This is a genomic window from Panacagrimonas perspica (assembly GCF_004364935.1).
Classification (GTDB): Bacteria; Pseudomonadota; Gammaproteobacteria; order Nevskiales; family Nevskiaceae; genus Panacagrimonas; species Panacagrimonas perspica.
Map to the genome: position 1 here is coordinate 65,582 of NZ_SOBT01000012.1, position 13,308 is coordinate 78,889.

Below are 13,308 nucleotides of genomic sequence, written 5' to 3' on the forward strand. Positions count from 1 at the left end.
ATTCGCGCTTTGAGAACCCGGTCGAGGGCAAGAGTGTAGGCCGGAAGGGCTAGAAAGGAGAACGAGGAAATCATGGACATCGTGGTCGACCTGGCTTCATGGACGCGCGCGGGAATCGGCGGCGCCATGATCGGAATCGCGGCGGCACTGCTGTTTTCGCTCAACGGCCGCATCGCTGGCGTCAGCGGCGTACTGGGCACGCTGGTGCTCGACCGTCCTGCAGGAGAAGCGCCGTGGCGCGGCCTGTTTCTCGCGGGTCTTCTGCTCGGTGCCCTGCTGATGTCGCTGCTGCGGCCGGACCTTGCGGCCTCGACGCTGCAGACCGGCTGGCCCGGGATGATCGCGGCGGGCCTGATCGTGGGCTTCGGCACGCGGATGGGGAGCGGTTGCACCTCGGGCCACGGCGTCTGCGGCATGGCGCGTCTTTCGCGCCGATCCATCACGGCCACGATGACGTTCATGGCCGCGGGATTCGCCACCGTCTTCGTGATGCGTCATGTGTTCGGAGCCGCGTCGTGAAGGCCCTCGTCGCGCTGGCGTCGGGAACCTTGTTCGGCATGGGGCTGTTGCTCGGCGGCATGACCGACCCGGGCAAGGTGATCGGGTTTCTCGATCTCGCCGGACGCTGGGATCCGTCGCTGGCCTTCGTCATGGGCGGCGCGCTGTGCGTGACGTTCCCGACGTTCCAGCTGCTGCGGCTGCGCGGTCGTCCGCTGCTGGGCGAGCGCTTCTACCTGCCGACGCGCAAGGACCTCGACGCGCCGCTGCTAGGCGGTGCCGTGCTGTTCGGCGTGGGCTGGGGCATCGCAGGCCTGTGCCCGGGACCGGCCATCGCGAACCTCGTATTCGGTTCGCCGGAGGTGTTGGGCTTCGTCGTCGCGATGATCGCCGGCATGTGGCTGCGCGACCGCGTGGCGACCAAGGCGCCGCCGGGCGCCAGCAATGCGCCGGTGGCCGCCACATGATTTTTCGTCAGCTCTTCGAAGCTGACTCCAGCACGTACACCTACGTGCTCGCCTCCGGCGTCGGACGCGAGGCGCTGATCATCGACCCGGTACGCGATCGGCTCGAGCAATACCTGCAGCTGATCGAAGATCTGGATCTCAAGCTGGTCCGCGCCATCGACACGCATACCCACGCCGATCACATCACCGCGCTCGGCGAACTGCGTGATCGCACCGGCTGCATCACGGTGATGGGCGAGTTCACGAAGGCGCAGTGCGTGTCGCAAAGCATCCGCGAGGGCGAGTCGATCGACCTCGACGGCGTGCGATTGCAGGCAGTCTATACGCCGGGCCACACCGACGAGTCCTTCAGTTTCGTGCTGAATCCGTCGAAGCCCGAGGCGGTGTTCACCGGCGACGTGCTGCTGATCCGCGGCAGCGGGCGGACTGATTTCCAGGGCGGCGATGCACGCAAGTCCTGGGATTCGATCGTCGGCAAGCTGTTCTCGCTGCCGGACGACACGATCGTCTATCCCGCGCACGACTACCGCGGATGGACCGCTTCCAGCATCGGCGAGGAGAAGCGCTGCAATCCGCGCATCGCGGGTCGGACGCGCGACGAGTACGTGGCGATCATGGAAAACCTGAAGCTGCCCAGTCCGAAGTTGATGGACATCGCCGTGCCGGCCAACCTGGCGTGCGGAAAGGCTTGAGGCAGCGGCTGACCTCGCGACCGACATGTTCCTCTTCGCCCTCGGGCTGATCGTCGGACTGGTGCTCGCGCTGACGGGCGCCGGCGGCACGATCATCGCGGTGCCGTTGCTGATGTTCGGCATGGGCTGGACGCTGACGCAGGCGAGCCCCGTGGCGCTGGCGGCGGTGGCCTGTTCCGCCGCAGTGGGAACGATCGTGGGCCTGCGCGCGGGAATCGTGCGTTATCGGGCAGCACTGCTGATGGCGGCCTGCGGCATGGTCACGATGCCGCTGGGCCTGTATGGCGCGCATCACCTGCCGCTGCTGCCGCTGACACTGGCGTTCTCTGCGCTGCTGCTGGGTGTGGCGGTTCGCACGTTCCTGCAGGCACGCGCGCCGGACCATGCGGTGACGTCATCGACCACCGAGATCGCACAGGCGCCTTGCCTGATCGATCCGCGCACCGGTCGTTTCCGCTGGACCGATCGCTGCGGACGTGCATTGTCGGCGGCAGGCCTCGGCACCGGATTGCTGTCCGGACTGTTCGGCGTAGGCGGGGGCTTCCTGATCGTGCCGGCGCTGCGCCGCGTCACGGATCTTTCCATCGCCGGGACCATCGCGACGTCCACGATGGTGATCGGCCTGGTGTCGGCGAGTACGGCCATCACGGCGGCGATCGCGGGCCATCTTCCGGGCTTCGCCGCCGCGTGGTTCGCGGCGGGTGCGGTGGGCGGGATGCTCGTGGGACGCTTGGTGGCGACTCGCATCACAGGGCCCCGGTTGCAGCAGGGGTTTGCGGTGCTGACCGCAGGGGCGGCGGTTGCGGTCGCCGTGCGTGCCTTGGTCGGTTGAGGTCGTATCGAGCAGACGATCGCTGCGCGGCCAACTGGCGCCCCGTTATTTCGACGTGGTCTGTTCGCCGTGGATCGTGGCGATCACGTGTCGTGCGCCACCCTGGTTGCGGTGCTCGCAAAGATAGATGCCCTGCCAGATGCCGAGCCGCAGCCGGCCCCGATGGATCGGAATATTCAGCTCCACGCCGAGCAGGCTGCTCTTGATGTGAGCCGGCATGTCGTCGCTGCCTTCTTCGACGTGGCGCAAATAAGGAGCGCCGTCCGGGACGGCTTGGTTGAACCAGCGCTCGAAATCGCCACGCACCGTTGGATCCGCGTTCTCGTTGATCGTCAGCGCCGCCGACGTGTGCTGCAGGAAGAGATGCAACAGACCGACGTCGACGTCGGTCAGCGCCGGCAACGCCGCGACGATTTCATCGGTGATCAGATGGAAGCCGCGGGAACGCGTTCGCAGGATGATTTCGGTTTGCCGCCACATGCTACGAGGCTGACGCGCTGAAGCTGCACAGCGGATCGGTCACGGTACTCGTGGGCGACGTGTTGCTGCCGCGCGAGCGGCTCAACTGACGACGATCGGCCGCGCGGGTACTTCGCCGCGCTTGTGTCGTCGAAATCAAGCCTTGAACTGTGAGTGTCGCGAGAATCAACAGTTACGAGAGTCGGCCTTCCGAGAAAGCTCTGAACCGGTTGTGGAACCGTACCAGGGGACGCCAGTCGTTGACACGTCGCTCAGCCGGTCCACGTCGAGGCACCTGCTGCGATGAAGTGCCCTTGGAGCTCACCGACGACGCAACAACGCTATGCCCGGTGTCCCCCAAATTGACGGTCGACGGGGCAACTCTGAGAGGGGCAACTGCTGCGGGCACTCTTCTGTGCCCGAGCATCAATTCGGTGGGAGCGGTGTCGGCGGCGCTTAGAGCGAAGTTGTATGGCATCCGCGCCGCCCACGGGCGGGGTTGACGATCGGCCAAAAATGCACAAAGATCGGGTTGACGAAATTCGAGATCTGCACAAATGGAACTGCCGCTGCCGTCGACCTTCCACTCGCAACTGTCGGGCGATCGGCTCGAGACGATCTCGACTTGGCTGATTGAGGAATGGTACGCCACCGAAGAGGATCTGGTTCGGGACACCGACAACAACTACACGCGCGGCTGTACGACATTCATGCGCCAGCGCGTGCGCATCATGAAGGAGGCCCAGGGCGGAAAGTACAGCTGGTTGGGCATGTCGAGCACGGGCAATGATCTGGTGTTCACCATCGACGGCATTCCGTGCCGGTACAGCAATGACGACGCGACCAATCCGTCGAAGGATGCCGTCACTACGGCGAACCGTCATCAGGCGTCGTTCCTGGATTTCGATAATGTCGTCGGACCGACGCGCTTCTGCTTCGTGATCGATCGTGGGGTGGAGGGCATTGGGGATCCGCACGTGGAGTTCCTCGGTTACACCGCGGCCGGCACCCTGACGACCCGCTGGGTCAGCAGCACGGTGCGGGTCTTCCAGACGGTGGGTGACCAGCCCCTGGTGCAGGCGGTGCCGGTGGACAAGCCGGTGGTGGCGCCCAAGCGTCGCGACGTCGATGCTGCGAACGACGGCAACGTCGCCCGCCGGCAATCGTGACTGTTCAGTTCCTCGGCTCCAACCTCCGCCTCATCCGCTTGTTTCACGGCTTCTCGCTCGCCGATCTGGGCGAGCGGGTGGGAGTGTCCAAGCAGTTCTTGAGCCGTGTGGAGGCCGGCGCGGAGTCGGTCTCAAGCGCCCTCGAGACTGGCCTGTCGGACCACCTTGAGGTGATGCCGGAATTCTTCCGGGTGATCGATCATGACCCGATTACCGATGAGCAGTGCCACTTCCGTCGGCAGCTGACGACCAAGGTAGCGCTGCGACAGGTCGGACGTGCGCGGGGCGAGATGTTCAAGCGTCTCGTGAGCGTTCTGGATCAGCACGTTGATCTTCCCCAGTACCAGGTCCGCGGCGCCGACCTCACGTCCAATGAATCGATCGAGCGTGGAGCGGAGCAATTCCGCGCCCAGTTTCAGCTGGGCACCGGACCGCTGAGCAACATCACGCGCATCGCCGAGAATGCGGGCGCGGTGGTGACGAAGGTCGACAGCCTAGCCAATGAGATCGACGCGGTGTCATTCGCAACCAAGCGGCCCGTCATCGCCCTCAACGTCAGTGGTCGATCCAGTTGCCGAATGCGTTTCGGCATCGCCCATGAGCTCGGCCACTTCGCGCTGCATCTCGGGGTGCTGACCGGCGATCGCCTCACCGAAACACAAGCGAACCGGTTCGCCAGTTCGTTACTGCTGCCACGCGCGACCTTCGGCAGCGAGTGTCGTTTGGCGCTGCGTGGCGGAAGATTGAATTGGTCAGGGTTGTCCGAGTTGAAGTTGCGCTGGGGCGTGTCGAAGTCGGCGATTCTCTTCCGCGGCCATCAGCTGCAGCACTTCCGCGAAGATCAAGTACGCACTGGTTACATCTTCTTGAAGCGACACGGCGAAGCCATCGAGGAAAGCGAAGACCATCAGATCCCGTTTGAAGAGCCGGAAGTGCTCAGCGAAGGTTTGAAGGTGATGCGCGAGCAACTGGGGATGCCACCTGCCGCGATCGCGCGCCAGATGGGGGTGCAGATGTCGTTGCTCACTCGTCTCGTCGCAATTCCGGACGCTGCCCCGCGAGCCAACGTGGTCTCGCTTTTCGGCCCACGAAGTGGGTCAGCTCCTCCGGGCAATCCGGCCTGACGCTCGAAACCAGGACCACGACCGATGCCGCGCATCAAGATGCTAGACATGATGCTGCTGGACGAGCTGTTCGAGATGGGCGGCGGCTACGTCCTGAATTTTTCAGATCGGACGATGAGCAGCTTCTTTGCCTCCGAGCTGAACATCGACATCGATGACCCGATCTATCGGAAGGACGGAACCTCCAAGGCAAAGCGCCTCCGTTGCTTTCTCCAGACGGTGGACGCGCAGGAAGCCGTTCGCGTGCTGCGCGCGCTCTGGGAGTATCGACAGGCGATTCGCGCCCAGAACGCCGTAGAAGAAAAAGTAGTCAACGCCGAGGGGCGATATCTCGAACTGATCGGACGCCTCCTGGGTAAACCCGCGACCGTCGTGGTCTCGCCGCCGCCGAAAGCGGGACCCGATCGAACGCGGCTCGCGACGCTCCGCGATAAATTGATTGCGCTGGCTCACATACCGCCGCATCCGCGCGGCACGGCATTCGAGGGCTTCCTCAAAGACCTGTTCGACGCGCACGGTTTGAAGCCGCGCGCCGCGTTCCGTCTTGTCGGGGAGCAGATTGATGGGAGCTTCGATCTGGATAACGAGACGTATCTGCTTGAAGCGAAGTGGCATAACGAGCGGATTGGGGTGGAGCAGCTGCACACATTTCACGGCAAGGTGGAGCAAAAGGCTGCGTGGAGTCGAGGCTTGTTCGTCAGCCATAGCGGATTCACGGCGGAGGGTCTCCAAGCGTTTGGACGCGGCAAGAAAATCATCTGCATGGACGGACTCGACATGTGGACGATTCTCGAGCGCGAAATCCCACTGCATGAGGCTTTGGAAAGGAAAATCCGGCGAGCGGCAGAGACCGGTTCGCCGTATATCGCGATCGCCGAGCTTTTCAATTAGGGAAGCTTCGAAAGCCGCTCATTCAAACATCGAGACTCGATCCTCATCGAGTACCGCGAGCGCGAGGCTAGGAAGCCCGCCCATCCGACCCGGCGCCGTCAGCCTTTCCAGCCCCTGCAAGCTCGACCGGCCACTGGAGAGCCTGGTCTCGGAGCGAAGAACATTCGCTACGCTCCTCGATTCTCTCCAGATCTGTGATCACCGTCGTAATCCGCCCAAGCCAGACTCCTGCGGTTGCTGACACCGGCACGAGAACAGAAACCAACGCACAGAAACCTCGAACCAACAAAACCTCGAGGGCTCCGTGCCGACCGCTCAACGGGACCAGGATCCCGCGATCGAACATCGTGCCGAACCTCTTTCGTTGGTCGCGATCTCTGGTCATGACGAGCGTTGTTTCGAGCGTTACCCCGGTCCAGCGACCCCGGAGGGCATTCCGCACGTCAGAGATGAAATGGCGAAGCTCCTCCGAAGTGCCCCAAAGACCACCTCCGGGCCTGAACCAGATGAGCTCAGCTTTGCCATCGTCCGGGGCCTGCCTGCTTTCTATCGCCTGCGTCAGAAGCTGCACAAACATCTTCCGGTTATCTTCTAGATACGAGACGCCGACGAATGCCTTAGCAGGGGAGCCGTTCTCGACCCTCTCCATATCCCGCCATTTGCTAATGTTCACGTAGCCGCCCGACTCAGATTTGTGAATCGACGAGGTCCCCGTCATGCGGGCGTACTCGGTCTTGGACGCCAACGTTGGCTCTGCGTCGGCATTAGTCGCCAATGCTCGCGTTACCGCATCCGTGAGATGCGTGAGCCGCGCAGGCTTCTCACTGTCCGTGAGATCGGTGACGACCTCCAGTGTCGGGCTGCCCGACAACTTCAATACTTGTCGGCCCAGGAGCTGAACGTAGCTGAACTGATACGCCTCGACGGAGGTGATTGCGTAAAGCGATAGGTGATCCGGGTTATTAATTTTTCTGACGCTCTTCAGGTACTCGCGGAAGTTCGTCTGCAGGGCATTTCGCGCAAAATCCGACGTCATCGTCAGTCCCGTATCGACTGGACGAAGCTCGATCAGGTTTCGGATGTTCCTGACATTCGAAGGCGGGATCATCTTGTTGCTGATGAGATCGAACCAGATCCGATTGACCCACTCTTCAACCTCCATGATCTGGGGCGGGCCAACACCCGAGATGCGAAACATCTCCATCGCGGCGGGATGAAGCTCCACGACATCTGCAGTGACGTTGACCAAGCCCCGGCTCTGCAAGTCGGACAGCACAACGCCGAGCTCGAATTCACTGAATCCGAGGAACGCTCGTAGTTTTTCTGCTGGTAGTCGCTCGTTGAGCCGTAGGATTCTCAGAACGAACTCATCCACCAAAGGGAGGCGACGGTCGCGCGTGACCAAAGTCGAAATCAGAAACTGTCGGCAGGGAAGCTTGAAGCCGATCGGCCGAACGGTCAGCTCTTCGTGCGGAGCGTTCATCAGATCGTCTCCGCTTTCACGACATGCGCGGCCACGGCGTTACGTTGAGAAAATGCGTGCACCTGACGCATGGGGCTGACCTGTCGGCGATCCGACCACATCGGCGCTGAGCCGATGACGATCAAGCGCTCTCTCGCACGGGACATCGCGACGTTGCAGCGATTGGGTTCCCTGATGTGACCTGGATCGAACCGGCCGTTGGTTCGGACCAGCGACACAATCACGATCGAGTTCTCCTTGCCCTGATATGCATCCACCGTGTCGACACGGACCAGCTTGCGGAACCTTGGATTGAACGCATGTCCCGCGCACGCCACCTCGATGCGCTGCTTCTGCCCGGAGTACATGCAGATGACACCGATGGGGGTTTCCTCGTCGCCCTTCAGCAATTGGGTGACCAATTCCTCTTGCTGCGCAATCACGTCCAGGCATCGAATGACAGCTTCCACCTCGCCCTCGTTGTGGAACGTCGTGCTGTTAGGCAGCTGTCGCTCTTTAGCGTTGCTCAGAACTGCTGTGTCGACCCAACAGATGGGCTTGGAAAGAACAGGGGGAAGCGTTCCTGGAAACGCCAGCTTCGATTTTCGATCGGGCGACGTCGTGAGCCGGACCTGGTGTGGTTCGTAGAAACACTCCGATACCAGAGAACAGATCGCATCGTTCATCCGGTACTGCTCGGTTAATCGCTCGCCGATCTTCTCGCCGTAAGCGGAATCGAATGCGCGCTCGAAGTCGCTGCGAGTCAGTTCGCTTCGCGCGTGACCCGGAAATTCTTCCTCCAGCCTATCTACCAGTGAGCGCTCAATCATCGGCTTCAGCTGGAAGTGATCGCCAACCAAAAGCACCCGCCGCGCGAGCTGAATCGGCACGGCCAACTCACTCGATGTGCACCGTGCCGCTTCGTCAACAATCACCCAATCGAACTGCGCAGCCTCGATTCGAATCTTGGTTTCACCCACTCCTACGCAGGTCGCGGTGACGATGCTTCGCGTCTTGGCCAGAAACTCATCGAAGTTTCGATGAACAGAGCCCATCGACTGGCCCCACTCACGGGCGAGTGCCAGCGCATTGCGCGCATAAACGAGGTCCGCCTCCGAGGATCCCTTATGCCTAAGTAGCAGCGCAGCGAACGCTCGCTCGACATCCGCTATGGGATCATCGCAAGCGACCTTTAGACCGGCGATCCTCTCTGCAGCTTCCTTCACCGCCGCTTCAGCGCGCCGCATCTCGCCCGCTTGCCGATCTCGTTCGGCGGCCGTGGGCGGCGCTTCCTCGAGCAGGCGTCGAAGCCTCAGGCAAAGGCGCGCGGCTTCGCCCATCTCATCATCTAGCTTGCAGACATCGGCTACGAGCCGTTTGCTGACACCCTTGTCCGAGGTCAGGATCGACACCCGCGCCTTGAGAGCGGACTCGAATCTGGTCTTGTAGCGGGCCCTCAACTCGGCTGAATGGTACGGTTTGATCTTCTCCGAGATCCCTTTCGACCCTATTCGCAGCAGGTTCGGCTTCCCACCGAAGTTCTTGTAGAGGTTGACGAGAGCTTCGATGGCATTGTTGACCGCCTCATGAGATTGGCTCGCGATCAGGATCCGTCGCGCACCGCCCTCGGTCAGGAGCCAGTGCACCAAGGACGCTATGAAGTGCGTCTTTCCCGTGCCAGGTGGGCCCTGCAACAAGCCCACTGGCCCATGCCGCAGAAGTTTCTCGAACGCGGCCGACTGACCGCGGTTCAGTCCGTATCGCTCCAACGAGGGGGCTTCGATCGTCGTCCCGAAGTCGATCGCGACGGGCTGCTGCTCGGCGGAAAAATAACCGATCAGATTAGGGACAGCGGCCCCGCCGTTCAAAATCTTGCTGACAGCGCGGCTTCTGCGGTCGATAGAGGTCTGTTCGCGCCGATCGACCAGTCCGATGACGTCGCCTGGATACAGGCGTCGGGTCATGCCCCTAATCGCAAGCGTGCTCGTCAGATCCGAAACTTCAAGGTCGATGTCGCCGACCTTGGATCTCAACCCCGAGTAGGCCTGGATTAGGCTGTCGGGATCAAAGTCGAAGTTGCCTCCCTGGCTTCTGAACGTATAGACACCTAATCCGCCTCGGAACGCGACCTCCTGCACGATCTCGACCTCGATCCGATCGCTTTCCTCCAGCTCAAGCAGTTTCCTCCAGTGCCGAGGCACGTCGAGCCGAACCTCCGCCTTGCGCGGGGTTGCCTTCGGCACGGGCGCCGCGACGGGCACATGCTTTCGCACGTACGACAGCAGCAGCTCCGCATCGTTGGACCCGTCGCTGGCCCCGACGATCGTCAGCCGCAATTTTGTGCCGCTGCTCGACGCATGGGTCAGCTCGCCAAAGGCAATCGCAGACCGCGAGACGTCAATCAGGACGTCGTCCTTGACGGTGAGTACCAACTGATGCCGGACGCCTGTCAGGGCGTACTCGGTCGCCTGATCATCGGTTCTTCCCCGACGGCTCGTCAGCCAGTACCCGTCGCCATCGGGGTCGATCGCGAACTTGTCGGGATATCGCGTTGCGATCGCGAACGATGGCTTCGGGGGTTCACTCAGCGCCTTTCCGGTCGCCTGAAGTGCAAATAGAGCCACTTCTAGTGTTTCGATCTGCGGGCGGCTAAGTTCCTCGTCGAGCACCGCCAAGCATGCTGCAACACCATTCCCAAATGGACCGAGGAGGTCTCGAACGACCTTCACCGTCGCGTACCGATCCAGGCTCAGCTGGTTGAGGGTTTCCCAGTTCGCGGGGCACGCCACCGGCGTGCGGACACGCCCGTCACCCACCGGCGAGATGTCGAACGCATCCAGGATGCAAATGTCTCCGGGCGCGCGCCTGTACAGAATGTTCTTAGCTGCGAGGTCGCCATGCTCGCATTCGAGATCGTGAAGAGCGACGACGGTCGTGACGATCTTGATGGCGACTGACACGGCCTGCGAGGCCGTCAGGTCTGTGACTTCGCTGAGAAGTTCGCCCTCTTCGTGTTCGTAGGCGACGAATGGACCGATAGGCGACAGCCCCGCAAAAGTGAACTTCGGCAGTCCGGCTATGGATCCCCAGTCGCCCGATGAGGTGAGACTGGCTAACGAATACTGGCGGCGTCTCTTCAACAGCGGATGAAGCCTCACGCCGGATCAATCGCGCCCACTCCGCGTCGATTGCTGCCCGGTCAGACCTTGGCGGTGGCCGTCGCCGTGAGGTCGAGCGACGCGTAACCGGACGGGCCACTTTAGATAGCAGGTCGTCGCGCCAGCAGCGGTCATGTCGAGCCAGCCACGCCGATGCGAATCTCACATGCCTTAGCGCCTCCGCCTTGGTCTCATGATTACGAAGCGCAGCCGTCAACGCCTCGCGATACCTCAAGCGCTTCTCGCCCAGACTCATGTCCCGGACCTTCGCGACGAGGGCAGGAACCGTCCGCATGGCATTTCGGACGGTTGTCACAGAGATGCCGAGCCGGCGTGCCACCGCGTTCGGCGCGGCACCTTCCAGCAAGGCTTTCCGGATGGCCTCATGACGTAGCACGGCATTTTTTGGGGCCGCATGTTTCTTGACCTCTACGCCCTGCTGGATCAGGACGTCGTGGACCTGTGCCCACGGCAGCTTCAACGATGTCGCTACCCCTCGTATCGATCGGTGCTCGTCGTAGAGGTTGCAGATTACCGATGTCATCGGATGCTTCGACGCAGCGGTCGGGGGAGGTTGTCGTGCAACCGTGCATCGGCTTGCTTCGAGGGTGTACAACAGGCAGAGCACCCGAGCAGTACTGGGCTGCTTCGCTTTTGACGACAACATCGCGCGCAGCCAACGTGAAATATTCGGCCCGCCTAATTTCACGACGACATTGGGCTCAACATGGGTTCGCATGGCATCGATCAACGACGCGAAATCGACGCTCGAGCGCCTGACAAATCCCGCCGCTATGACCGCGTCGCGCAACTCGAAGGCGTTGTCTTGGCCAGCGCCGCGGCTCCCTAACCGGAGCGCGTTAAAGGAGGCGACCGCGAACCACTTGTCGAAATCCTCGTTCCCCGATCCTTCGACTTCCAGTGGACTGGGATTTCCGCATGGACAAGCGTCACCCGGAAGGGCGAGCACGAACCCGTCAGAAACAAGTGGTCCGCACTTCCCGCATCCGATTAACAGGCGCGTTCCGTGTTCATGGCACCGCTTCACCAGCGGTAGCTGATGCGGAAGTCTCCAGATACCAGTCCCAAGCTTGCCGCGATCCTGTTCGAGGCAATCGGGGCAATATGCTGGGAAAGCGGCATCTTCGCTGGCGGGGATCAACGCAGCACCAACCGTCGCTCGGAGGCCCCGCGCACCAGTCTCTAAGTAGATGCCCAGCGCCCTGTTGCGTTCTGCATCTGAGTAGTAGCGAGTGTGGAATCCGAAACTGGTGTGATCTCGCACCAGACGCTTTAGAGCGCGACCTGGGTGGCCGATCGGAAGGGCGCGCGACATGGCCACGATGCCACTCGGGCTACCCTGAATTGGGTTGCGGCGCATCGATGGGCCGAAGATCTCGGCGATCGTGGTCCGTCGATTCGGATTCGCCGAAAGGCGGTGATGGCGAACGATGCCTGAGTAAATCGTCTCGCCAAGTATGAGATCGGGAAAATCTTCGAGTTCACCGACGCCGTCAGCTCGGCGGCGAGGACGTGCGCATTCGTCGTTTCTCATGGCAATAGGAAGGGCAAAGCGAGCAGCACAGGTTGCCGATGTGTCCACATCGACGATGGCGAAGGTACTGGTAGGCGAGTAGCGGAAGCGGCGCTGACGTCATGCCAGGCAAGGAGTCAGAGGCGTGCACGCGACTGCGGGCTGCCGAGGAAGGGCCGCCAGCTCTGCTCGCTTCAGAGCCGGGCGACAACCGCGCTTGTGTCGAGGGCGGCCAGGACAGATCGAGGGACCTCGATCACGCGCTCAACCGGGAGGGACCTGCGCATCCGCTCGCTTGGACAGTTTGCGACGCGTCGTAAGAGCGGACGCCCGCGGTCAGCGGCCCGGCCGCTCAAGGCGCTTTGCGCTCATCCCGGACGGCCGTCGAAAGCGCGCACCCCATCCGCAATCTGGTGCCAGGGCTGACTGTCCTTGGTGAAGATCGCGACCTGCGGGTTTCCGAACGCGGATGGGTCGTCCATGGTGCCGCGTTTGACGATCACCAAGCCCGGCGCCCCCGGCGACCTCGTCACCAAATGCGTGCCGCACGTGGCGCAGAACTCGCGCGTCGCCGGCTTCTCCAGGTCGCTGCGGCGGAAAGCCTGCGGCGTGCCGCTGGTGTAGCGGAAGGCGGCCTCGGGCACGGCCAGCACCACGTTCGGGTTGCCGCCGGAGATGTACTGGCACTCTCGGCAATGGCACTGCAGGTTGAGGACCGGGGCGGCATCGAAGGTGTAATGCACCGCGCCGCAGTAGCAGCGTCCAGACTGGCTCATTGTAAATCTCCGGAATTGAGGATTCGCTCGCAGGCTCGCACTGCGGGTGGCCAGCAACAAGGACCATTCCGATCTTCCGGAGTGCACAAAATTGACGCTTGCGGTGCTGCCCACGCAACGTGACCGGCCGTAGCATTCTCGGCGCAGCAGTTTGCCGACGTGGGTGAGCGGTGGAGCCGACCGTGAATCTTGGGCTGCTCGGCGCTGTACGACGTTCGATATAAAGAGGGCGCGACCGTGCACCGG

The 13,308-nt window shown here is 62.2% G+C and carries 12 protein-coding genes; 7 read left to right on the forward strand and 5 right to left on the reverse strand.

Translation table 11 applies throughout. The features are described from left to right. The first annotated feature begins 72 nt into the window (after window positions 1-72). The 4 genes from DFR24_RS21925 to DFR24_RS21940 are packed head-to-tail and all read left to right on the forward strand — an operon-like array spanning window position 73 to window position 2,489. The gene (locus DFR24_RS21925; RefSeq protein WP_133883604.1) at window positions 73-519 is read left to right on the forward strand and encodes a YeeE/YedE family protein; all 447 of its coding nucleotides are present in this window, start codon (window positions 73-75) and stop codon (window positions 517-519) included. Next, window positions 516-965 carry a DUF6691 family protein gene (locus DFR24_RS21930; RefSeq protein WP_133883605.1) on the forward strand — a complete coding sequence of 150 codons (450 nt, stop codon included), beginning with the start codon at window positions 516-518 and terminating at the stop codon, window positions 963-965. Before DFR24_RS21925 ends, DFR24_RS21930 begins: the two co-directional genes overlap by 4 nt. Beyond that, complete coding sequence (locus tag DFR24_RS21935) at window positions 962-1,657, forward strand: MBL fold metallo-hydrolase (protein ID WP_133883606.1); 696 nt, start codon at window positions 962-964, stop codon at window positions 1,655-1,657. Before DFR24_RS21930 ends, DFR24_RS21935 begins: the two co-directional genes overlap by 4 nt. A gap of 25 nt (window positions 1,658-1,682) precedes the next feature. Beyond that, the gene (locus tag DFR24_RS21940) at window positions 1,683-2,489 is read left to right on the forward strand and encodes a sulfite exporter TauE/SafE family protein (RefSeq protein ID WP_133883607.1); all 807 of its coding nucleotides are present in this window, start codon (window positions 1,683-1,685) and stop codon (window positions 2,487-2,489) included. 45 nt (window positions 2,490-2,534) lie between these two features. Here DFR24_RS21940 and DFR24_RS21945 read toward each other — a convergent pair whose 3' ends face one another. Further along, window positions 2,535-2,969 (reverse strand): secondary thiamine-phosphate synthase enzyme YjbQ, encoded by a 435-nt coding sequence (locus tag DFR24_RS21945; RefSeq protein ID WP_133883608.1) that lies wholly within the window; start codon window positions 2,967-2,969, stop codon window positions 2,535-2,537. A gap of 536 nt (window positions 2,970-3,505) precedes the next feature. On the opposite strand from DFR24_RS21945, the gene DFR24_RS21950 reads away from it, so the two are divergent. The 3 genes from DFR24_RS21950 to DFR24_RS21960 are packed head-to-tail and all read left to right on the forward strand — an operon-like array spanning window position 3,506 to window position 6,132. Beyond that, a complete protein-coding gene (locus DFR24_RS21950; RefSeq protein WP_133883609.1) occupies window positions 3,506-4,117 on the forward strand; it encodes a hypothetical protein in 612 nt (203 codons plus the stop codon). After that, window positions 4,114-5,241 carry a helix-turn-helix domain-containing protein gene (locus tag DFR24_RS21955; RefSeq protein WP_133883610.1) on the forward strand — a complete coding sequence of 376 codons (1,128 nt, stop codon included), beginning with the start codon at window positions 4,114-4,116 and terminating at the stop codon, window positions 5,239-5,241. Before DFR24_RS21950 ends, DFR24_RS21955 begins: the two co-directional genes overlap by 4 nt. 24 nt (window positions 5,242-5,265) lie before the next feature. Then, a complete protein-coding gene (locus DFR24_RS21960) occupies window positions 5,266-6,132 on the forward strand; it encodes a restriction endonuclease (RefSeq protein WP_162851375.1) in 867 nt (288 codons plus the stop codon). A gap of 67 nt (window positions 6,133-6,199) precedes the next feature. Here DFR24_RS21960 and DFR24_RS21965 read toward each other — a convergent pair whose 3' ends face one another. From DFR24_RS21965 to DFR24_RS21980, 4 genes are all read right to left on the reverse strand, one after another. Next, window positions 6,200-7,615 (reverse strand): hypothetical protein, encoded by a 1,416-nt coding sequence (locus DFR24_RS21965; RefSeq protein ID WP_133883611.1) that lies wholly within the window; start codon window positions 7,613-7,615, stop codon window positions 6,200-6,202. Continuing rightward, window positions 7,615-9,558 (reverse strand): DEAD/DEAH box helicase, encoded by a 1,944-nt coding sequence (locus DFR24_RS25510; protein WP_407075131.1) that lies wholly within the window; start codon window positions 9,556-9,558, stop codon window positions 7,615-7,617. Before DFR24_RS25510 ends, DFR24_RS21965 begins: the two co-directional genes overlap by 1 nt. 916 nt (window positions 9,559-10,474) lie before the next feature. After that, window positions 10,475-12,307, reverse strand: a complete 1,833-nt coding sequence (locus DFR24_RS25515; RefSeq protein WP_133883613.1) for a TnsD family Tn7-like transposition protein — start codon at window positions 12,305-12,307, stop codon at window positions 10,475-10,477. Window positions 12,308-12,654: 347 nt separating this feature from the next. Next, window positions 12,655-13,062 carry a GFA family protein gene (locus DFR24_RS21980; RefSeq protein ID WP_133883614.1) on the reverse strand — a complete coding sequence of 136 codons (408 nt, stop codon included), beginning with the start codon at window positions 13,060-13,062 and terminating at the stop codon, window positions 12,655-12,657. Between the last annotated feature and the right edge of the window lie 246 nt (window positions 13,063-13,308).